This is a genomic window from Acrocarpospora catenulata (assembly GCF_018476525.1).
GTDB classification, from domain to species: Bacteria; Actinomycetota; Actinomycetes; order Streptosporangiales; family Streptosporangiaceae; genus Acrocarpospora; species Acrocarpospora catenulata.
The window spans coordinates 210,442-232,023 of record NZ_JAHCST010000008.1 but is presented as its reverse complement, the minus strand read 5'-3'; the positions used below and the strand labels follow the sequence as shown (position 1 = coordinate 232,023).

The 21,582-nt window shown below is 70.5% G+C and carries 17 protein-coding genes; 12 read left to right on the top strand and 5 right to left on the bottom strand.

Annotation, left to right across the window (positions count from 1 at the left end):
- Positions 1-4 precede the first annotated feature (4 nt).
- The 3 genes from KIP79_RS11110 (at position 5) to KIP79_RS11100 (ending at position 3,145) form a co-directional block, all read left to right on the top strand.
- A complete protein-coding gene (locus KIP79_RS11110) occupies positions 5-1,213 on the top strand; it encodes a serine/threonine-protein kinase (RefSeq protein WP_214104634.1) in 1,209 nt (402 codons plus the stop codon).
- Between the two features lie 188 nt (positions 1,214-1,401).
- Entirely contained in the window at positions 1,402-2,181 is a 780-nt protein-coding gene (locus KIP79_RS11105) for an electron transfer flavoprotein subunit beta/FixA family protein (protein WP_214104633.1), read from the top strand.
- Positions 2,182-2,191: 10 nt separating this feature from the next.
- The gene (locus tag KIP79_RS11100; RefSeq protein WP_214104632.1) at positions 2,192-3,145 is read left to right on the top strand and encodes an electron transfer flavoprotein subunit alpha/FixB family protein; all 954 of its coding nucleotides are present in this window, start codon (positions 2,192-2,194) and stop codon (positions 3,143-3,145) included.
- Positions 3,146-3,213: 68 nt separating this feature from the next.
- On the opposite strand, the gene KIP79_RS11095 is transcribed toward KIP79_RS11100, so the two are convergent.
- A complete protein-coding gene (locus tag KIP79_RS11095; RefSeq protein ID WP_214104631.1) occupies positions 3,214-4,398 on the bottom strand; it encodes an MFS transporter in 1,185 nt (394 codons plus the stop codon).
- 141 nt (positions 4,399-4,539) lie between these two features.
- A complete protein-coding gene (locus KIP79_RS11090; protein ID WP_214104630.1) occupies positions 4,540-5,055 on the bottom strand; it encodes a TetR/AcrR family transcriptional regulator in 516 nt (171 codons plus the stop codon).
- Between the two features lie 103 nt (positions 5,056-5,158).
- Between KIP79_RS11090 and KIP79_RS11085 the strand changes: the two genes are divergently transcribed.
- The gene (locus KIP79_RS11085; RefSeq protein ID WP_214104629.1) at positions 5,159-6,313 is read left to right on the top strand and encodes a cysteine desulfurase family protein; all 1,155 of its coding nucleotides are present in this window, start codon (positions 5,159-5,161) and stop codon (positions 6,311-6,313) included.
- Positions 6,314-6,319: 6 nt separating this feature from the next.
- On the opposite strand, the gene KIP79_RS11080 is transcribed toward KIP79_RS11085, so the two are convergent.
- Positions 6,320-7,339 (bottom strand): DUF695 domain-containing protein, encoded by a 1,020-nt coding sequence (locus KIP79_RS11080; protein WP_214104628.1) that lies wholly within the window; start codon positions 7,337-7,339, stop codon positions 6,320-6,322.
- A 102-nt stretch (positions 7,340-7,441) separates the two neighbouring features.
- On the opposite strand from KIP79_RS11080, the gene mnmA reads away from it, so the two are divergent.
- Positions 7,442-8,530 (top strand): tRNA 2-thiouridine(34) synthase MnmA, encoded by a 1,089-nt coding sequence (gene mnmA, locus KIP79_RS11075; protein WP_256447199.1) that lies wholly within the window; start codon positions 7,442-7,444, stop codon positions 8,528-8,530.
- Here the strand turns inward: mnmA and KIP79_RS11070 are convergent.
- Positions 8,527-9,156 carry an MBL fold metallo-hydrolase gene (locus KIP79_RS11070; protein WP_214104627.1) on the bottom strand — a complete coding sequence of 210 codons (630 nt, stop codon included), beginning with the start codon at positions 9,154-9,156 and terminating at the stop codon, positions 8,527-8,529. The two genes, mnmA and KIP79_RS11070, sit on opposite strands and share 4 nt — an antisense overlap.
- A gap of 19 nt (positions 9,157-9,175) precedes the next feature.
- Here KIP79_RS11070 and KIP79_RS11065 point away from each other — a divergent pair, with 19 nt between their 5' ends.
- The 3 genes from KIP79_RS11065 (at position 9,176) to ligA (ending at position 12,984) form a co-directional block, all read left to right on the top strand.
- Positions 9,176-10,177 carry a methionine synthase gene (locus tag KIP79_RS11065; protein WP_372453556.1) on the top strand — a complete coding sequence of 334 codons (1,002 nt, stop codon included), beginning with the start codon at positions 9,176-9,178 and terminating at the stop codon, positions 10,175-10,177.
- A 66-nt stretch (positions 10,178-10,243) separates the two neighbouring features.
- Positions 10,244-10,660, top strand: coding sequence for a hypothetical protein (locus KIP79_RS11060; RefSeq protein ID WP_214104625.1), 417 nt, complete (start codon positions 10,244-10,246; stop codon positions 10,658-10,660).
- A gap of 122 nt (positions 10,661-10,782) precedes the next feature.
- The gene (gene ligA, locus KIP79_RS11055; protein ID WP_214104624.1) at positions 10,783-12,984 is read left to right on the top strand and encodes an NAD-dependent DNA ligase LigA; all 2,202 of its coding nucleotides are present in this window, start codon (positions 10,783-10,785) and stop codon (positions 12,982-12,984) included.
- A 1,171-nt stretch (positions 12,985-14,155) separates the two neighbouring features.
- Here the strand turns inward: ligA and KIP79_RS11050 are convergent.
- On the bottom strand, positions 14,156-15,556 hold the full coding sequence (locus KIP79_RS11050; protein WP_214104623.1) for a glycoside hydrolase family 6 protein: 1,401 nt from the start codon (positions 15,554-15,556) through the stop codon (positions 14,156-14,158).
- A 413-nt stretch (positions 15,557-15,969) separates the two neighbouring features.
- Here KIP79_RS11050 and KIP79_RS11045 point away from each other — a divergent pair, with 413 nt between their 5' ends.
- From KIP79_RS11045 to gatB, 4 genes are all read left to right on the top strand, one after another.
- A complete protein-coding gene (locus tag KIP79_RS11045; RefSeq protein WP_250213018.1) occupies positions 15,970-18,069 on the top strand; it encodes a putative bifunctional diguanylate cyclase/phosphodiesterase in 2,100 nt (699 codons plus the stop codon).
- Between the two features lie 68 nt (positions 18,070-18,137).
- Entirely contained in the window at positions 18,138-18,437 is a 300-nt protein-coding gene (gatC, locus tag KIP79_RS11040) for an Asp-tRNA(Asn)/Glu-tRNA(Gln) amidotransferase subunit GatC (protein ID WP_214104622.1), read from the top strand.
- Positions 18,434-19,924 (top strand): Asp-tRNA(Asn)/Glu-tRNA(Gln) amidotransferase subunit GatA, encoded by a 1,491-nt coding sequence (gene gatA, locus KIP79_RS11035; RefSeq protein ID WP_214104621.1) that lies wholly within the window; start codon positions 18,434-18,436, stop codon positions 19,922-19,924. Before gatC ends, gatA begins: the two co-directional genes overlap by 4 nt.
- A 14-nt stretch (positions 19,925-19,938) precedes the next feature.
- Positions 19,939-21,426 carry an Asp-tRNA(Asn)/Glu-tRNA(Gln) amidotransferase subunit GatB gene (gene gatB / locus KIP79_RS11030; RefSeq protein WP_214104676.1) on the top strand — a complete coding sequence of 496 codons (1,488 nt, stop codon included), beginning with the start codon at positions 19,939-19,941 and terminating at the stop codon, positions 21,424-21,426.
- Positions 21,427-21,582: the final 156 nt, after the last annotated feature.

Below are 21,582 nucleotides of genomic sequence, written 5' to 3'. Positions count from 1 at the left end.
GCACGTGAGCGCGGAGTACCTCGGCCCCTACCGGCTGCTCTCCCCACTCGGCTCGGGCGGTTTCGGCGAGGTGCACCTGGCGCTGGACGGTGAGGGCAGGACCGTCGCGGTCAAGGTGCTGCACCCGCACGTGGCCGGCGACGCCTCCGCGCTGGCCCGGCTGGCCCGCGAGGTGGAGACCATGCGCCGGGTGCGCGGGCCGCACGTGGCCGAGGTGCTGGACGCCGCCCTGAACGCCGACCGGCCGTACCTGGTGACCAGGTACGTGCAGGGCCGCGCGCTCTCCGCGGTGGTCGCCGAGGGCCCGCTCCGCGGCGACGACCTGGTACGGCTGGCGCGCGGCCTGGCCGAGGCGCTGGTCGCGGTGCACCGGGCCGGCGTGGTGCACCGGGACCTGAAACCGGGCAACGTGATCCTCGCCGACGGCGAACCCCACGTGATCGACTTCGGCGTGGCGTACGCGCTGGACTCGGCCGCGGTGACCGCCTCCGGCGCGGTGGTGGGCACCCCGGGCTACCTGGCGCCGGAGGTCCTGGAGGGCCGGGAGGCCGGTTCCGCCGCGGACGTGTTCGCCTGGGCGGCCACGGTGGCCTTCGCGGCGACCGGGCGGCACCCGTACGGGACGGGGCCGATGCCGGCGGTGGCCTACCGGGTGGTGCACGGGGAGCCGGACCTGGACGGGGTGCCGGACTGGCTGGCGCCGCTGCTGCGGCAGTGCATGAAGGCCGAACCCGCCGCCCGGCCGTCGGCCGCCGAGTTGGTCACCCGGCTGGGTTCCCGGGTCCCGGAGCGGGCCACGGTGGTGGTGCCGGAGGGCGGCCCGCGGGAGGAGCTCACCCAGGAGTGGCGCCCCGGGATGACGCCGGAGCGGCGCGCCCCCGCCGAGGATCCGCTGGCGCGCCGCCGCGAGGTGGTCCGGCGGCGCTGGGTGGTCGGATCGGGTCTGGTGGTCGGGCTGCTGGCGGCGACCGGGCGGGAGTACGTGCCGGAGGCCTCGCTGCTGCTGCTCGTCGCGTACGGGGTGGTGGTGCTGGCGGACGCCGGGTTCGGAGTGGCGGCCAAGGCCACGGGCCGGGTTGTGGTGGACTTCGCGTCGATCGCCGGGGCGGTGGCGCTCTGGGCGGTGCTCAGCACGGTTTTCAGCACGTTCACGTTGTTGCTGGCAGTGGGCACACTGCTGTTCCTGCTCGGCCTGGTGGCCGTGGCCGGGTGAAGGCTCCGAAATATCATTCGGTATCGTGCGGAGGGCAGACCCACGAGGGTTTGCGCATCAGGGTTTGTGCATAAGCTACTCGTGGGTAACATTCGGTCGGGGTGCACTGCCGGCGCCGTCCGGCGGTCAAGCATCTCGAGGCATCGCGGCGAGCAGCCGTGCGGAATACGGGAGGTCGGCCAGCGGCCATGAACATCGTCGTCTGCGTCAAGCAGGTCCCCGACACGGCGACCGAGCGGAAGCTCAGGTCCGATGACAAGACGCTCGACCGCGACGCCGCGGATGGCGTCATCAACGAGCTCTGCGAGTACGCAGTGGAGGAGGCGCTACGCCTCAAGGAAGCCAACGGCGGTGAGGTGACGGTCCTCACCATGGGGCCGGACAAGGCCACCGACACCATCCGCAAGGCGCTGGCCATGGGCGCCGACAAGGCCGTGCACCTGGTCGACCCGGCCCTGCACGGCTCGGACGCTCTGTCCACCTCCTACGCGCTGGCCCAGACGCTGAAGAAGATCGGTTTCGACTTGGTCATCCTCGGCTCTGAGTCCACCGACGCCCGGACCGGCATGCTCGCCGCGATGCTGGCCGAGCGGCTCGGCGTGCCCCAGCTCACGCTGGCGAACAAGGTCGAGGTGGGCAAGGGCGAGATCACCGTGCAGCGGGTCACCGACTACGGCTTCGACAAGGTGGCGGCCACCCTGCCGGCCGTGATCTCCGTGGTCGAGAAGATCAACGAGCCGCGTTACCCGTCCTTCAAGGGCATCATGGCGGCCAAGAAGAAGCCGGTCCAGACGTTCGGCATCGCCGACGCGGAGATCGACGCGGCCCTGGTCGGCCTGGCCGGGGCGTGGAGCGAGGTGGCCGACTTCGCGGCCGCCCCGCCGCGCGCGGCCGGCGCCGTGGTGAAGGACGAGGGCGACGGCGGGGTCAAGGCCGCCGACTTCCTCACGTCGAAGAAATTCATCTGAGGAGGGTGACATGGCGGAGATCCTGGTGCTCGTCGAGCAGATCGACGGGGACGTCAAGAAGGTCACCCTGGAGCTGCTGACGCTGGCCCGCACGCTGGGCGAGCCGTCGGCGGTCTGGGCCGGGCCCGGCTACTCGGACACGGCCAAGGCCCGCCTGGCCGAGTTCGGCGCGGCCAAGGTGTACGTGGCCGACAGCGCCGACATCGCCGACTACGTGGTGGCCCCCAAGGCCGAGCTGCTGGCCTCGCTGGTGGCCGCCAAGTCCCCGGCGGCGGTGCTGCTCGCGGCCACCGCCGAGGGCAAGGAGGTGGCCGGGCGGCTGGCCGTCAAGACCGACTCGGGCGTGATCACCGACGCGGTCGGGGTGGGCGAGGGCTTCGTCGCCGACCAGTCCATCTTCGGCGGCGGCATCAACGTGCACAGCCGGGTGACCAAGGGCACCCCGATCATCGCGGTCCGCCCCAACTCCACCGCCCCCGTGGCGGAGGCCGGCGCGGCCGTCGAGGAGAAGGTGGAGGTCGCCCTCTCGGACGCGGCGCGCGGGGCCCGGGTGGTGGAGCGGGTCAAGCAGGAGAAGGGCGCCCGCCCCGAGCTGACCGAGGCCGCCATCGTGGTCTCCGGCGGCCGCGGCGTCGGCTCCGGCGAGAACTTCGCGATCATCGAGAAGCTGGCCGACTCGCTCGGCGCGGCGGTCGGCGCCTCCCGGGCGGCCACCGACGCCGGGTGGTACCCGCACGCCTTCCAGGTCGGGCAGACCGGCAAGACGGTCTCGCCGCAGCTCTACATCGCGGCCGGGATCTCCGGCGCGATCCAGCACCGGGCGGGCATGCAGACCTCGAAGACCATCGTGGTCATCAACAAGGACCCCGAGGCCCCGATCTTCGAGATCGCCGACTTCGGCGTGGTGGGGGACCTGCACCAGGTCGTGCCCCAGCTGACCGAAGAGATCGCCAAGCGCAAGTAGTTCTCCCCGGGTTTTCCCGATGGCGCCGCTCGCCTGTTCCGTGACAGGCGAGCGGCGCCCCCTTGTTGTTACGCGGCGACGAGCACCCTTTCCTCGGTCTCCGGCCGAATTTCTTTGGAACGTGCTGTCTTCGGCAGGAATCGCGCGGCCACGGCGATCAGAATGCCGAGCACCACGGCGGTGACCAGCGCGATCCGGAGCGAGGTCGCCCCCGACAGCAGGCCGATCAGCACCGGGCCGAGCAGCAGACCCGCGTAGCCCATCGCGCCGGCCTGGGCGATCGCCGGTCCGGGGGTGGCGGTGGCCGTGCCGGCCAGGGAGAGCGCCAGCGGGGAGATCATCGCCACCGACAGGCCCACCAGCGACATCCCCGCCACGGCGGCCACCGGGGAGGGCACCAGGATCACCATCCCGTACGTGCCCGCGGTCGCCAGACCCGAGACCACGATCAGGCCGGTGGCCCCGAAACGGGTGCGCAGGCGGTCGCCGGAGAGGCGGCCGAGCAGCATGCCCGCCTCGAACACCGGGTAGCCGAGGGCGGCCAGCGCCTCCGGGGCCCGCAGCACGTCCCGCAGGTAGAGCCCGTTCCAGTCGGCCACTATGCCCTCCACCATGAACGCGCCGAAGGTGATCGCGCCCAGCAGGTAGACCACGGGCGGCAGCCGGCGCGCGCTCGCCGACTCCGCCGCCCGGACGTGATCGCGCAGGTACCAGCGGCCGAGCAGCGGCGTGACCGGCAGCGCCGGCACCGCCACCAGCGTCACGTGCGCGGCCAGCGGCAGGTCCGCCGCGATGGCGGCCGTGCCCAGCAGCCCCGCCGTGATCGCCCCGACGCACCACCCGGCGTGCATGCCGCCCAGCAGGGGCTGCCCGGCCCGGCGCTCCACCGCCGAGCCCTGGGCGTTCATCGCCACGTCCATCGCCCCGAAGGCGAGCCCGTTGGCGGCGGCCACCGCCACCAGCGCCGGCACCGACCCGACGTACCCCACCAGCAGCAGGCTCCCCGCGCACAGCGGGCCCGCGACCCGCAGCACAGCCCCGCTGCCGGTCCTGGCCAGTACTCCCCGCAGGGCCTGCATGCTGACCAGGGCCCCAAGCCCCCACGCCAGCAGCACCATCCCCACCTCGCCCTCGGCCATCCCCAGCCGATCGGCTAACGCGGGAATCCGTACGGTGAAAGTTCCGCACAACACCCCAGCAATAACAAACGTGAGGAATGCCCCCAAACGAGCAGTCCTCAGCGCGCGCGACATCACAAACTCCTTTTCCGATGTTTCTCTAAGGTTTTCCGGATGGTCAGTGGGTTTTTCCTGCCAGCGAGTTGGGCAGACATGTTCCGGTCGCCCGTACGGCCCGGGCCGTACAGGGCGACCACCAGAAGATGAGAAAGAGATTCAGGGAACGAGGGCGAGCAGACGCTCGCGAAGGTCCTCGTAGTTCCCTTGATCGTCCCTCGGGTCGAAAACGGCCGGACACTGCGTCGCCGTTTCCCAGAGGCCCTCACAGGCGAGGCGGACAATCCGCGACATCACCGGGTCCGGTTCCTCGGCCAGGCCATGGGTGTGCCAGCGGGCCATCGCGTCGCGGAGCGGGGTCAGGAGAGCGGGGTCCCCGGCGGCGCCGGTGACGACGGCCCAGCGGCGCAGGCGGCCGGTCCGCACGGCCACGAAGGTGGCCTTGATGTAGGCGCGGGTGTAGCAGGAGTCCTGCTGCGCGGCGATGAGGGCGTCGAAGTCCGCGATCAGACGCTCGATCATGCCGTTGACCAGCGCGTCCTTGGTGCCGAAGTGGTAGAGCAGGCCGCCTTTGCTGACACCGGCGCGGTCGGCCACCGCGGCGAGGGTGAGCGCGCGTTCGCCTTGGTCGGCAAGGAGCGCCTCGGCGGCGTCCAGCAGCTCATCCCTCCTCATGCCGTCTACTGTACCGTCTGGACGGTTCACTAACCACACCGAGGGGTGGTGACCTCCACCACTGGGGCTAGGCTTGGTTGGTTGTGTGTGGAACGGAGGGGCCGTGGGGACCGCCTATCTCGATCATGCTGCGACCACGCCGATGCTCCCCGAGGCGATCGACGCGATGGTCGCCGAGCTGAGCCGGGTCGGCAACGCCTCGTCGCTGCACGCGGCGGGCCGGCGCACCCGGCGGGTGGTGGAGGAGTCGCGGGAGACCATCGCCTGCGCCCTCGGTGCCCGCCCGAGCGAGGTCGTCTTCACCTCCGGCGGCACCGAGGCCGACAACCTCGCCGTCAAGGGCCTGTTCTGGGCCCGCCGCCGCCCCCGCATCCTGATCAGCGCCGTCGAGCACCACGCCGCGCTGGACCCGGCGTACTGGCTGGCCGACAACCAGGGCGCGGTCGTCGAGAAGCTACCCGTGGACGCCGGCGGCCGGGTGCTCCCGGAGACCCTGCGCGCCGCCATCGCCGCCGGCCCCGATGACGTGGCGCTGGTCAGCGTGATGTGGGCCAACAACGAGGTGGGCACCGTGCAGCCGGTGGCCGAGCTGGTCGCGATCGCGCACGAGCACGGCATTCCCTTCCACACCGACGCGGTTCAGGCGGTCGCCCAGCTCCCGATCAACTTCGCCGATTCCGGGGTGGACGCGATGACCGTCTCCGGCCACAAGGTGGGCGGCCCGATGGGCGTCGGCGCGCTGCTGCTCGCCCGGGGCATCGACCCCGTCCCCGTGCTGCACGGCGGCGGCCAGGAGCGGGACGTGCGGTCGGGCACCCTGGACGCCCCTGCCATCGCCGGATTCGCCACTGCCGTCCAGACCGCCGTCGACCGCCGCCCCGAGCACGCCGCCCGCCTGGCCGCCCTCCGCGACACCCTCGTCGACCGGGTACGGCAGGCCGTCCCCGACGTGATCCTCAACGGCGACCCGGAGGACCGTCTCCCCGGCAACGCCCACTTCTCCTTCCCCGGCTGCGAGGGCGACGCCCTGCTCATGCTCCTGGACGCCAAGGGGGTTGAGTGCTCCACCGGCTCCGCCTGCTCGGCCGGGGTGGCCCAGCCCTCGCACGTGCTCCTGGCCATGGGGCAGAACCCCGTCCAGGCCCGCGGTTCACTCCGTTTCACCCTCGGCCACACTTCTACCGAGGCCGACGTCGACCGCCTGACCGACGTGATCGCCGTGGTGGTGGAGCGGGCCCGCCGCGCCGGAATCTCCTAGGTTCTCCTAGGCCAGGAAGTGGGCGACCGTTGACCAGGACGGGTCGCTGGTCACGCCTATCCGGAGGCGGCCCTCAGGCCAGGACAGGGTCTTCAGCGCGGTCGTGGTGGTGCCGGTCGGATCGGCATAGATGTGGAACGTCCGGACGCCGTCCACGGTCATGTGGGCGGCCAGTACGGCGGGCTGGTCGGCGAGGGTGGCGGCCAGCTGCTCTCCGAACGTCTCCAGCGCGGTCTCGGAGGCGCCGGTGGGCATACCGTCGCCGTCCTTGGCCCGGTACTGCACGGTGATGGCGATGTGCTGGTCGTACAGCGGGTAGTCGACCGGGCGGAGTGGGTACCTGGCGGTGGCCGTCAGGCGTTTGCCCGTGGGGGCCTGACCCTCCAGCAGGGCCCAGCGTTCGCCCTGGAAACCCGAGGCGACGTCGGCCACCACGCCAGGCAGGTGGATGGCGGCGATCGCGTCCAGCGGCTCGAACTCGGCGGCCTCGATGTCGCCGAGCCAGCGGGCGACCTCGTCCTCGCCGAGCAGCCAGTCGAGCGCGAGCAGCGTGGTCTCCATCCGCGCCTCGTCATCGATGTCCTGAAATATCGGGTGATAGGCGGTGACGTTTACCCGGGGGGTGCCGGGTGGGACCCGTACTCCGAGGACGAAGCCCTCCATGGTGAACTGGTGGCCGTTGAGCTGCAGGGTCAGCTCGTACGGATCCGGCCGGGCCTGCCGGGAGGGGTGGAACTCCCACTCCTCGTCGGCGGCGGGCGCCGCCAGCGCCCACCGGTGCACGAAGGACCGCAGCTCCGGATTCCCGGCCGCGCTCACCACCAGCGCGTGCCGCGCCTCCCGCCCGGGCGCGACCTCCCAGACCAGCGAGTCGTCCATGGCCGCCACCGCCGGCCCGACCAGCTCCGCCAGCGCCTCGGCGTCCCCCGCGTCCAGTTGGGCACGCGTGTCGTCCCACCAGCCCCAGAAATCGGCGATCAGCGCCCCGGAGTCCACCGGTTCACTCTTCCGCCCGAACAATCGCATGGCCAGTCATCCTTCCAGGCAACCTGCACGCCCGCCAACGCGCCCCTGGAGCGAAAAACCCCGACGAGGCGGCTCCGGCTGGACGGTAATCTCGAATACGTTATGGGAAATCGTGTCGCGCCCATGCGGGTGCTCGCCGCCATGTCGGGCGGGGTCGACTCGGCCGTCGCCGCGGCCCGGATCGCCGAGGCCGGTCATGAGGTGACCGGCGTGCACCTGGCGCTCTCGGCCAACCCCCAGTCGTACCGCACGGGCGCCAGGGGCTGCTGCACCATCGAGGACTCCCGGGACGCCCGCCGGGCCGCCGACGTGATCGGCATCCCGTTCTACATCTGGGACATGGCCGAGCGCTTCCACCGGGACGTGGTGGAGGACTTCGTCAGCGAGTACGCGGCGGGCCGCACGCCCAACCCCTGCCTGCGCTGCAACGAGAAGATCAAGTTCGCGGCGGTGCTGGACCGGGCGCTGGCCCTCGGCTTCGACGCCGTGGCCACCGGCCACCACGCCCGGATCACCGACGGCGTGCTCTACCGCTCCCCGGACCAGGGCAAGGACCAGTCGTACGTGCTGGGCGTGCTCACCCGGGAGCAGCTCAGCCACGCGATCTTCCCGCTCGGCGACTCCACCAAGGCCGAGGTCCGCGCGGAGGCCGCCCGGCGCGGTCTGACCGTGGCCGACAAGCCGGACAGCCACGACATCTGCTTCATCGCCGACGGCGACACCCGGGCTTTCCTCGCCGACCGGCTCGGCGGCAGCGAAGGCCCCATCGTGGACGCGCTCACCGGCCAGGTGGTCGGCACCCACCCCGGGGCGTACGGGTACACCATCGGCCAGCGCAAGGGCCTCAACCTGACCCGTCCGGCCTCCGACGGCCGTCCCCGTTACGTGCTGTCCATCGAGCCGGTCTCCAACACGGTCACCGTGGGTCCCCGTACCTCCCTGCAGGTCACTGAGATCACCGCCACCCGACCGATCTGGAACGGCCCGGTGGCCCCGCCCGAGGCCTCCCTCACCTGCGAGGTGCAGCTGCGCGCCCACGGCGAGGTCTACCCCTGCCAGGCCCGGCTCGCCGGCCCCGACCTGCTCATCCAGCTGGGCGCGCCGGCCGTCGGGGTGGCTCCCGGCCAGGCGGCCGTGCTCTACCGGGACGACATGGTCATCGGCTCGGCCACCATCGCCGCCGCGCGCTAGACCGCTACGGACTCGCCTGGCGGGATACGCCGCATGTCGGCCTTCTGCTTGTCCGCCTCCATGCCCAGCCAGTTGTCGATGAGCCGCTGGCCGATCTCGTTGACCAGCCCGTCGTGCGTGGAGTAGGCCCGCGCCGGGCGCACCTGGCGGAGGTACTCCACCATCTCGTACGTCTTCAGCCACGGCGCGATGGTCGGCACCAGCAGGGTGGGCACCTCCACCCCGGGCGGGGTCAGCGCGTCGCCGGGATAGAAGACCTCGTCCTCGATGAAGTAGCCGACATTCTGGATGATCTGCAGATCCGGATGAATCGGCGCGTGCCACTCACCGATCACCCGCACCGCGAAGCCACTCGCCAGGAAGGTGTCCCCTTGCCGGACGATGTGCACCTTGGGCGGAATGTCACCGAGCAGGTCGGCCACCGCCTGACAGGTGAAGATCTCCAGGTCGGGCCTGGCGGCCTGGAGCAGCTCCGGGTCGGTGTGGTCGAAGTGCTCATGCGTGATCAACACCGCGTCGGCGCCGTCCAGCAGCCCCGTCCCGCTGAACGAGCCGGGGTCGATGACGATGGTGGAACCGTCCTTTTCCAGCCGCCAGCAGGCATGGCCGAGTTTGGTGAGCCTCATGACTCACTACGCTAGACCCGTGCGTGACTACCCCTGGGAACTGGCCTCCGCTACCGGTGTCGGGTCGCACCCGGGCGAGGACGCGCTCCTCGCGATGAAGACCGTGTTCGACGAGCTGAGCCTGCCGTACCTGCCGGAGTTGCCCGCCCGCGGGGTGGGCGCGGACATGATCGGGCGGACCGCGGCGCTGCTGGTGGAGCTGCCGGTCGAGGTGCAGCCCACCGGATGGCGGTTCAGCGACCGGCCGGGGCGCGACTTCAAGCGCGCCAGGGACCATCTGATCCGCGACCTGGACATGCTGGAGGAGGTCTCGCAGGGGTACACCGGGCCGCTGAAGGTCCAGATCTGCGGGCCGTGGACGCTGGCGGGCGCGATCGAGCTCCGGTACGGCGACAAGGTTCTCGCCGATCCGGGCGCGGTCCGTGATCTGGTCGACTCGCTCGCGGAAGGGCTCGCCGTGCACCTCGCCGACGTGCGCAAACGGGTGCCGGGGGCGGAGCTCGTGGTACAGGTGGACGAACCTGGGCTGCCGGGCGTGCTGGCCGGGACCGTGCCCACCGCCTCCGGTTTCGGCCGGTTGGCCGCCGTCGAGGCCGTCGTCGCCGCCGACCGGCTCGGCCGGGTGCTGGCCGCCGCCGACTTCCCGATCGTGCACTGCTGCGCCCCCCGCGTGCCCTTCCAGGTGCTCGGTACGGCTGGCGCACGCGGCATCTCCCTGGACGCCAAGCTGCTGCGCCGCGAGGACGAGGACCGCCTCGGCGAGGCCATCGAGGCCGGGACCGCCTTCTTCTTCGGCGTGGTGCCCGGTGTGGACACCCGGCTGCCCGCGCTCGACGTGGTCGCCAGGCCCGCCAAGGAGCTCTGGCGGCGGCTCGGCTTCCGCCCGGACAGCCTCGCCCGGCAGGTCGTGCTCACCCCCGCCTGCGGCCTCGCGGGGGCCTCGCCCGCGTACGCCAAGGCGGCGCTGATCCGGTGCCGGGAGGCGGCCCGGGTGCTCCGGGAGGACCCCGAGAGCGAGTAGCCGGGCGACAAGTCGTCTGCAAGCGGGAGCGCGTATCTCTTTGGCTGGAGCCTGAAGGAGAGACACATGCGTTCAATCGTCATCGCCGGGTTCGCGGCGGCCGTCTTCGCGGGGGTTCTCGCCTCGCCGGCCTCGGCCACGACGGCGGACACCTGGCACTGGGGGCCGGTGGCGTCCACGGACGGCAAGGCCAAGATCAACAGCGGAAAGATCGTCACCCGTTCCGGAGGCGGGCTGCGGGTGACCGGTCGGCTGTACGACAACTCGTCGGTGGGGCCCTGCTCGTGGGTACGCTTCCGGTACCTCAAGGCGGACGGGAAGACCGTGGTCAAGAGCTACAAGAACTGCGCCGCCGGCTATCGGAAGATCGTCCTCGACACCCCGCTGGTGTTGTCGATCGAGGCGAAGGTCTGCCGGGGGAACTCGGTGAAGATCACCGGCAAGTGTTCGCAGTACGAGGGAGTCTGGGCGCAGGGCGGCTGAGCCAGGGGGAGCCGCGTCTCCCCGGGGCGCGGCTCCTGGTTCAAGGTCCAGTAAGGGATGGGCCAGGTTGTCGGTGGGCGGCGCTAGCGTTCTCCTTGGATGTGACGCGAGGGGAGAACGCCATGGCCGACCTTTCCGGTGGGATCGATCAGGTTGCCGATGGGCTTTCCGATCGGCGCAAGCGGCATGCCGAGCTGTCCGAGTTGGTGGAGCAGGCCAACTGGCGTTACTACGTGCTCGACTCGCCCACCGTGAGCGACGCGCAGTACGACACCTGGATGCGTGAGCTGCGCGAGCTTGAGGACGAGACCCCCGAGTTGCGCACGCCCGACTCGCCCACCCAGAAGGTCGGCGGCGCGATCTCCACCGACTTCGCGGCCGTCGAGCACCTCCAGCGCATGGAGAGCCTGGACAACGCCTTCGACGCCGAGGATCTGGCCGGTTGGCAGGCCAGGACCGAACGGCTGGCCGAAGCCGATCCCGCGCCCTACCTGTGCGAGCTGAAGATCGACGGGCTGGCCATCGCGATCGTCTACGAGAAGGGCCGGCTGGTCCGCGCGGCCACCCGGGGGGACGGGCGCACGGGGGAGGACGTGACACCGAACGTCCGGACCGTGCGGAACGTGCCCGAGCGGCTGACCGGGGACGATGTGCCCGACCTCATCGAAGTCCGGGGTGAGGTGTTCCTGCCCGTGGAGGGCTTCCACCGGCTGAACGAGCAGATCATGGACGCCGGGCGGCAGCCGTTCGCCAACCCCCGCAACGCCGCCGCCGGGTCGCTGCGGCAGAAGGACCCGCGCATCACCGCGCAGCGGCCACTCCAGATGATCGTTCACGGGGTCGGCAAGTGGGAGGGCGCCACCCCGCCGCGCACGCAGTCGGAGACGTACGAGCGGTTGCGGTCCTTCGGGCTGCCGGTGAGCGACCTCTACCGGGTGGTCGGGAACCTGGCCGAGATCCAGGAGTTCATCGGCTACTACGCCGAACACCGGCACGACCCGGCGTACGAGATCGACGGCGTGGTGGTGAAGATCGACCGGATCGAGGTGCAGCGGCAGCTCGGGTCCACCAGCAAGGCGCCCCGGTGGGCGATCGCGTACAAGTACCCGCCGGAGGAGGTCACCACCGAGCTCCGCGACATCCAGGTCGGCATCGGCAGGACCGGGCGGGTGACGCCCTTCGGCGTGATGAAGCCGGTCGTCGTGGCGGGCTCCACGGTCGAGCGGGCCACCCTGCACAACGCCTCCGAGGTGGTCAGGAAAGGCGTGCTCATCGGGGACACCGTCGTGCTCCGCAAGGCCGGCGACGTCATCCCCGAGATCGTCGGCCCGGTGGCCGACCTGCGGGACGGCACCGAGCGGGCGTTCGTCATGCCCACCCACTGCCCCGAGTGCGGCACCGAGCTCGCCTACGAGCGCGAGGGGGACGCCGATCTGCGCTGCCCGAACACCCGCGCCTGCCCCGCCCAGCTCCGCGAGCGCATCTTCTTCGCCGCCGGCCGGAACGCCTTCGACATCGAAGGTCTCGGCTATGTCGCCGCGACCGCGCTGACCCAGCCGCTCCCGCCCCAGGAACCCCCCGTCCGGACCGAGGCCGACCTGTTCGACCTCACCATGGACCGCCTGCTGCCCATCCGTTCCATCGTCCGCGACCAGGACACCGGCCTGCCCAAGACCGATCCCGAGACCGGGGAGCCGAAGCAGGTCTCCTTCTTCGCCACGATCTCCGGCGTGCCCAGCAAGAACGCCGAGAAGATGCTCGAACAGCTGGAGAAGGCCAAGAGCCAGCCTCTCTGGCGGGTGCTCGTGGCCCTGTCCATCCGGCACATCGGCCCGCCGACCGCCCGCGCCCTCGCCGCGGAGTTCCCCTCCCTCGACGCCATCGCCGCCGCCTCGGAGGAGGAACTCGCCGCCGTCGAAGGCATCGGCTCCCGGGTGGCCGCCACCATCGTCGAATGGTTCTCCGTCGACTGGCACCGCGAAATCATCGACCGCTGGCGCGCCGCGGGCGTCCGCATGGCCGACGAGCCCCCCACCGACCAGCTCCCCCAAACCCTCACCGGCCTCACCTTCGTCGTCACCGGCACCCTCACCGCCTTCACCCGCGACGAAGCCTCCGCCGCCATCACCTCCCGAGGCGGCAAGGTAGCCAGCTCCGTCTCCAAGAAGACCAACTACCTGCTGGCAGGCGAAAACGCAGGCTCCAAATACGACAAAGCCACCAAACTAGCCGTCCCCATCCTCGACGAGCCCACCTTCCAAACCCTCCTCACCGAGGGCCCCGACGCCATAACACCCCCTACCTCCGAAGAACCAACCCCATAACACCAAGGCCCCCAAATCCTTCATCCGCCGGACAACAGCCGACCCTCCCGGCAAAGCCAGGTCTACGACCGAAGGTCAGAGCGGGCTGGGTCACGTCCAGCTGAGTGGGCGGGAGTCTCCCGGCAACCGTTCTTCGTTCGCCAGGACGGCAGCCGCCGGGGCCGACCGAAGGCCAGAGTGGGCCGGTTGGGTGGGATTACCTCCACCCAACTTCTTGTGTGTGGAGCCGGCGCCCGGGGGATCGCGGTTGCCGGGATCCCGGCAAGAAGGGGAAGGGCGAGGAAGGCGAGGGGAGCCAGGCGAGCCCTACGCGGCCCGACCGGCCAGGGAGGAGCACAAGCTACGGACCGGACATGGCTCCGGCGCTCCGTCCCTAAGACTGCCAAAGAACGCCCGGCCAACCCAACCCTGACCAGCGGAAATATCCCCCGAGTAGGATGGGGCGATGGGGGATAACCAGTGCGGAACACACTTCTCATGATGATTCTCGCCGCCCTGGCGGTCATCGTCGGACTCGCCTACATCTTCGCTGTCGACAACCTCCTGGAATAACCAACCGCCCCAGCCTCACGCACAGACACACCCGCAAGCGGTTGCGCCGAGGGGCTCAAAGGTTCTTGACCAGGGGATGAGCAGGGAGAACAGGGGGACACGGCCGTCGTCACCAGCTTCGCGTCCGGGGATGGCCAAGTCCGCGTGGGTGGCGCAGCCTCGCCACGACCGCCTTCCTGCTTCTTCCGGTTCGTCCTCGCATGGGCCCTACGGTATTGATCGGGCAGGTCGGTCACGACTGAAATAGCTCGCCGAGAAGTCCCGATACGCTGTTATTGACACGCCACTTGACTATTTGTTATGGTGTGATCGTTTTGGGAAGTCTGTCGGCGAGAGCCGGATGGCGATTAGCACTTTCAGGGGAACTGGCCAACTTCTCTAGAGAACTTGGCGCAAAAATCTGGAAGCTTGCGGGACTAAGAATCGCCTCCGTTGATGTGCCGCTGCGTGATTCAAATTCCGCCCGAAGAGGCAACTTCTCTAGAGAATTTTTTGTAAATGAATGAAACCCTGCCACGGATAACGAACAGAGGCCACCTCGGCGCCGGTTTGTGACCGGGGCCGGGTGGCCTCTGGGGGGTCGGTGGCTCCTACGGGCGTACCTGACCCAGTGGTGTGGCTAGACGGCGGAGCAGGTCAGGCCAGTGATGTTGTTGGCGCCCTGCCAGGTGCCGTTGAAGCCGAAGTTGGTGGTGTTATTGGGGGCCAGGTTGCCGTTGTAACTGACGTTGGTGACGGTGACGTTGCCCCCGCTGACGGTGTGCTGGCCGCTCCAGAGCTGGGTGATGGTCTGCCCGTTGGAGAAGGTCCAGCGGACGGTCCACCCGGTGATCGCCTGGTTACCGCTGTTCCGGACGTCCACGCTGGCCCCGAAGCCACCCTGCCAGGAGTTGGTGATGGTGTAGGTGGCCACGCAGGCACGGCCCGCCGAGGGTGACGGGGAGGGCGACGGGGAAGGTGAACGCGAGGGAGAGGGGGAAGGCGAGGGAGAAGGCGAAGGCGAGGGGGAAGGGGAACGCGAGGGCGACGGCGAGGGAGTCGGCGAGTTGGTGGGTGGCGGGGCCGCGATGGCCAGGTCATAGGCGCGCTGCGCCACGAACTGACCTGCGCCGGCGATGCAGCCGTCGGCCTCACCGGGGAGCTTGATCCAGAGGAAGGCGTCGATGGCCGAGTCCCCGGTCACATTGGTGCTCCAGGTTCCGGTGGCGCGCCCAGCCGGGTCGCACCATTCGCTGCCGAGCGGCCCGTTCCCGTTCCGGCTGGTGTCGATGACCGCCTTCAGCCGGGAGATCCCGGTGGCCTGGATGATCTGCTTGGCGTATGCCACCTCGGTGCTGGAGTACCGGTAGTTGGAGACGTTCAGCGAGATGCCGTCCGCGCTGTTGGCGATGTCGGAGGCGACCAGCCGGCTGGCGGCCTCGGAGGCGCTGAGCCAGCCCGAGTGGCCGATGTCGAAGTAGACCTTGGCCTGCGCCGACCCCGCCTTGAGCTTCTTGCCCGCGTACGCCATGGAGGCCCGCGTGTCGGCCTGCTGCGCCGAGCTCTGGCAGTTGGTCATGATCGGCAGCACGTCCGGCTCGAGGATGATCGACGCTGCCCGCCCCTGCAGCCCGGCCGCGAGCTCGTCGATCCAGGCCCGGTACGCGGTGTGGTTGGGCGCCCCACCGGTGGACGCGCCACTGCAGTCCCGGTTCGGGATGTTGTAGACGACCAGGATGGGAATCTTCCCGGCCGCCGCGGCCGCCCCGACGAAGGAGCTGATCTCGCTGCGGATCGTGGAGGTGTTGGTGGTGGTGAACCAGCGGCCCTGCGGGACGGCGGCGATCCGGTCGCGGATCACGGCCGTCTTGCTGTCGTTCGGGTTGGCGGCGACCCACTTGGCCGCGTTGGTCTGCGGGTCCACGTAGAACACCGAGTCGGCGGCGCGCGCCGGGGATCCGGCCACGACCATGGCCGCGCCCATCCCGAGCGCCGTGGCGGCGGCTAACAAGGCCGCCGTCAGGGGCCTGCGTCGAAACATGAGGTACTCCGTCCCTTGGAGATGGGAGCGCTCCCACCGAGCTGGACGGATCTAATCACCCCATCCTGGAGACCAGAAGGCCCACAGCCAATATGGCGGGAGGTCCAACTTGAAACCCCCTGGCAACGCCCCTGTAACCGCCCTCCCGCCACCTGAAACTTTCACCCAACGATGGGTAATCGCCGCACCGCTAGTCGTATGTCCCGGCTTGGCCGCGCCTGTGTCTGGACTGACGGAGCGGCGGGAGCGAAGCGACCAGAGCGGAGGAGGGAAGACACAGGCTCCCCGGCGGCCAAGCCCGCCGTGCCGGAGGCGCGGCCAATTTCACAGTAACGCAGGGTGCCCAAGCGGTTTCGCGAAGTGGTCCAGAGGCCGTACCCTCCCATAGTGGCCTCTTGGGGGGTTTCTTACCGATGACTGCTATTGCGCGCCATCTCGCGCCTCGCCCAGAGCTGGCGGATCCTTCGGACACGCGGGACACCGGCCCGCGCCCCGGCTCGCCCCTGTGGATCTACCTCGCCGGGGTGATCACGATCGGGTTCACCGCGCTGTTCGTCGCGCAGTTCCGGCTCGGCGGCTACGAGCTCGCGCAGCTCGCCACGACCATGCTGTTCTGGATCCTGCTCGTGCTGGTGGTGCTCGGTGAGCTGCGCCCGGTCATGGTCAGCTCCTCGGCCATCGTCGGCGGCACCCCCACCTCGACCATGTTCACCTTCGCCGTGCTCATGCACCACGGGCTCTCGGCGGCCGTACTGGTCCAGGCGGTGGCGGTGGTGGTCAGCGGGGTGCTGCACCGCCGCTCCTGGCACCGCATCGCCTTCAACATCGCCCAGACCACGCTGGCCTGCACCGCCGCCGGAGTCGCCTTCGGCGCGTTCGGCATCCACCCGCGCCCGCTGGAGACCTGGACCCCCGAGGGCACCGACATCCCCGCCATCGCGCTGGCCGGCCTGGCCTACTTCGTCGTCCGCGGCCTGCTGGTCTGCGGCGCGGTGGCGCTGCACGAGCGCAAGCCCATGATCCGGGTGATCAGGACCTCGATCGCCCCGCAGGCCATGGTGTACGGCGCGCTGCTGGGCCTGGCCCCCCTGGTCGTGGTGGTGATGGAGCACAGCACCGGCCTGGTGCCGCTCTTCGTGGCCCCCCTGGCGGCCGTCTACTTCACCGCCACCCTCTCCATGCGCCGCGACCACCAGGCCATGCACGACAGCCTGACCGGCCTGCCCAACCGGAAGATGCTCATCCTGCGCACCGAGGAGGCCCTCGCCGAGGCCAGGGAGCACGAGCGGGTCGGCCTCTTCCTGCTCGACCTGGACCGGTTCAAGGAGGTCAACGACACCCTCGGCCACCCGGTCGGCGACCTGCTGCTGCAGATCGTGGCCCACCGGCTGACCCACAGCGTGCGGCCGGGCGACGTGGTGGCCCGCCTCGGCGGCGACGAGTTCGCGGTGCTGCTGCCCTCGATCAGGGACGGCCACGCCGCCAAGGAGGTGGCCTCCCGGCTCCGGGTCGCGCTCACCGAGCCGGTCCGCCTGGAGGGCATGACCTTCGACCTGGACGCCTCCATCGGCATCGCCCTCTACCCCGACCACGCCCCCGACTTCGAGCTGCTGCTGCAACGCTCGGACGTGGCCATGTACATGGCCAAGGAGAGCCGCGCGGGCGTGGAGTTCTACGTCGCGGAACGGGACCGCAACTCCCCGGAGCGGCTGAGCCTGCTGGGCGACCTGCGCCGCGCCATCGACCGGGGCGAGCTGGACCTGCACTACCAGCCGAAGGTGTCCCTGGAGGACGGCCAGGTGGAGGGCGTGGAGGCGCTACTGCGCTGGTGGCATCCGGTGCGCGGCCCGGTCTCCCCGGTGGAGTTCATCCCGCTGGCCGAGCAGTCGTACCTGATGCGGGAACTCACCCAGTACGTCATCGACAAGGCACTGAACCAGGCGGCGCAGTGGTGGCACGACGATCTCGAGGTGCCGATCTCGGTGAACGTCTCGGCCCGCGACCTGCTCGACTCCGGCCTGCCCGAGCAGCTGGCCGCCGGGCTGACCCGGCTGGACCTGCCCCCCCACGCCATCCACCTGGAGGTGACCGAGCGCATCCTGATGACCGACCAGGCGTACTCGGCGGACACCATCCGCACCCTGGCCGCGCTCGGCGTGCCGCTCGCCCTGGACGACTTCGGCACCGGGTACTCCACGCTGGTCCGGCTGCAACGCCTCCAGGTGGACGAGGTGAAGATCGACGCGTCCTTCGTCCGCAAGATCGGCGAGTCCCCCGACGACGCGCGGATCGTCCGTTCGATCATCGATCTGGTGCGGTCGCTGGGGCTGCGCGCGGTGGCCGAGGGCGTGGAGTCCGACGCGGTCGCGGAAACCCTCCGGGAGATGGGCTGCCACGCCGGGCAGGGCTGGTGGCTGGCCGAGCCGATGCCCGCCGCCGAGGCCGTCGTCTGGCTCCGCAACCGCCTGCGCCTGCCGTCCCTCACGCATGAGGCGGTGAAAACCAGGAGCTGACCGCCCGGACCTGGCCCCTAGGATGGAGTGTCACTCACTGTCCATCCGAGAAACGGGTTCAACGACTGATGTCCGTGATAACCCGCGAAGAGGTCGCTCACCTCGCCCGGCTGTCCCGGCTGGCGCTGGCCGATGAGGAACTCGACCACTTCGCCGCCCAGCTCGACCAGATCGTCGGCGCGGTCGCCCGCGTCGCCGAGGTCGCCACCGCCGACATCCCGCCGTCCTCGCACGCGCTGCCCTTGGAGAACGTCTTCCGGCCCGACGAGGTACGGCCCAGCCTCACCCCCGACCAGGCGCTGTCCGGCGCCCCGGCGGTGGAGGACGACCGCTTCCGGGTGCCCAGGATTCTCGGGGAGGAGGCATGAGCCTGATCCACGAGAGCGCGGCGGAGCTCGGCCGCCTGATGGCCGCCGGTGAGGTCTCCGCCGTCGAGGTCGCCCAGGCCCACCTGGACCGGATCGCCGAGGTCGAACCGAAGGTGCACGCCTTCCTGCACGTCGACCCCGAGGCGGTGCTGGTCCAGGCACGCGCGGTGGACGAGCGCCGGGCGGCCGGGGAGGAACTGGGCCCGCTGGCGGGGGTGCCGATCGCGCACAAGGACGTCTTCACCACCGTCGACATGCCCACCACGGCCGGTTCGAAGATCCTGGAGGGCTGGCGCCCGCCGTACGACGCGACGGTGACCCGCCGGTTGCGTGAGGCGGGCCTGGTCATTCTCGGCAAGACCAACCTGGACGAGTTCGCGATGGGCTCCTCCACCGAGAACTCCGCCTACGGCCCGACGCACAACCCGTGGGACCTGTCCCGCATCCCCGGCGGCTCCTCCGGTGGCGCCTCCGCCTCGGTGGCCGCCTACCAGGCCCCGCTGAGCACGGGCACCGACACCGGCGGCTCGATCCGCCAGCCCGCCGCGGTGACCGGCATCGTCGGCATGAAGCCCACCTACGGCGGCAGCTCGCGGTACGGGTTGATCGCCTTCGCCTCCTCGCTGGACACCCCGGGCCCGTTCGCCCGCACCGTGCTGGACGCGGCGCTGCTGCACGAGGCGTTCTCGGGTCACGACCCGATGGACTCCACCTCGATCGCCAAGCCCGTGCCGCCGGTGGTGGAGGCCGCCCGCCAGGCCGACGTGGCCGGGCTGCGCGTCGGCGTGGTCAAGGAGTTCGGCGGCGAGGGCTACCAGCCCGGCGTGCTGGCCCGCTTCCGCGAGGCGGTGGACCTGCTGGAGTCCCTCGGCGCCAAGGTCGTCGAGGTCTCCTGCCCGTCCTTCGAGTACGCGCTGCCCGCGTACTACCTGATCGCCCCCTCGGAGTGCTCCTCCAACCTGGCCCGCTTCGACGCCATGCGGTACGGCCTGCGCGTCGGCGACGACGGCACCCGCAGCGCCGAGGAGGTGATGGCGCTGACCCGGGCGGCCGGCTTCGGCCCCGAGGTCAAGCGGCGCATCATGCTCGGCACGTACGCGCTGTCCAGCGGCTACTACGACGCCTACTACGGCTCGGCGCAGAAGGTGCGCACGCTCATCGCCCGCGACTTCGACGCCGCCTTCCACCAGGTCGACGTGCTGGTCTCGCCGACCACCCCGACCACCGCCTTCCCGATCGGCGAGCGCGCCGACGACCCGATGGCGATGTACCTGGCCGACCTGTGCACCATCCCGTCCAACCTGGCGGGCAACGCGGCCATCTCGGTCCCGTGCGGCCTGGCCGACGAGGACGGCCTGCCGGTCGGCCTGCAGATCATGGCCCCGGTCCTGGGCGACGACCGCTGCTACCGCGTCGGCGCGGCCGTCGAGAAGGCCTTCGAGTCCCGCTGGGGCGGCCCGCTGCTGAAGGAGGCTCCGGCCCTGTGAGCACCACCACCTTTATGCCGTACGACGAGGCCCTGGCCCGTTTCGAGCCGGTGCTCGGCCTGGAGACCCACGTCGAGCTGGGCACGGCGTCCAAGATGTTCTGCGGCTGCCCGACCGCCTTCGGCGCGCCGCCGAACACCCAGGTCTGCCCGGTCTGCCTGGCGCTGCCGGGGTCGCTGCCGGTGGCCAACGCGACCGCGATCGAGTCGACGATCCGGATCGGGCTGGCGCTCAACTGCTCAATCGCTGAATGGTGCAGGTTCGCCCGGAAGAACTACTTCTACCCGGACATGCCGAAGAACTACCAGATCAGCCAGTACGACGAGCCGCTCTGCGTCGACGGTTACCTGGACGTCGAGGTCGAGGGCACCACGGTGCGGATCGGCATCGAGCGGGTGCACCTGGAGGAGGACACCGGCAAGTCCACCCACGTGGGCGGCTCCACCGGCCGCATCCAGGGCGCCGACCACTCGATCGTGGACTACAACCGGGCCGGCATCCCGCTGGTGGAGATCGTCACCAAGCCCATCCCCGGCACCGACCGCCTCGCCCCCGAGGTGGCCCGGGCGTACGTCACCGAGTTGCGCGAGCTCATGCGCACGCTCGGCGTCTCGGACGTGCGCATGGAGGAGGGCTCGCTCCGCTGCGACGTCAACGTCTCGCTGATGCCGCGCGGCTCGGCCGAGTGGGGGACCAGGACCGAGACCAAGAACGTGAACTCGCTCCGCAGCGTGGAGCGGTCGGTGCGCAGCGAGATCGAGCGGCAGGCGGCGATCCTCGCCGACGGCGGCCGGATCATCCAGGAGACCCGCCACTTCCACGAGGACACCGGGTTCACCACCAGCGGGCGCTCCAAGGAGGAGGCGCAGGACTACCGGTACTTCCCGGAGCCCGACCTGGTGCCCATCGCGCCGGACCCGGCATGGGTGGCCGGCCTCAAGGCCGGGCTGCCCGAGCTCCCCTCGGTGCGGCGCAAGCGCCTGCAGGCCGAGTGGGGCGTCTCCGATCTGGACATGGCCGCCATGCACAACGCCGACGCCATCGGCCTGGTGGAGGCCACGGTCGCGGCGGGCGCCCCGGCGGCGGACGCGCGCAAGTGGTGGATGGGCGAGCTGGCCCGCCGCGCCAACGAGGGGGGCGTTGCGCTGGCCGAGCTGCCGATCACCCCGGCCCAGGTGGCCAGGGTGACCGAGCTGGTGGCCTCCGGCGCGCTCAACGACAAGCTGGCCCGCCAGGTGCTGGAGGGCGTGCTGGCCGGCGAGGGCGCCCCCGACGAGGTGGTCGCGGCGCGCGGGCTGCAGATCGTCAACGACGAGGGCGCGCTGTCGGCCATCATCGACGAGGTCATCGCCGCCAACGCGGACGCCGCCGAGAAGATCAGGGGCGGCAAGATCGCGGCGGTCGGCGCGCTGGTCGGCGGCGTGATGAAGGCGAGCAGGGGCAAGGCCGACGCGGGCCGGGCCCGCGCGCTCATCCTGGAGAAGCTCGGGGTGAGCGAGTAACCATAGGAAGCGAACAGCCCGTTGGTACCCGGCGGGCTGTTCGTCGTTTATGGGACTTGACGCGCTTCATGACAAGGAGAAGGCGCCGTTTTAGTGACAAAGGCGGAAGGGGTTGATTTAGGGTTAGTTAACTGAAGGGTGTTTCCCCTGAGCCGG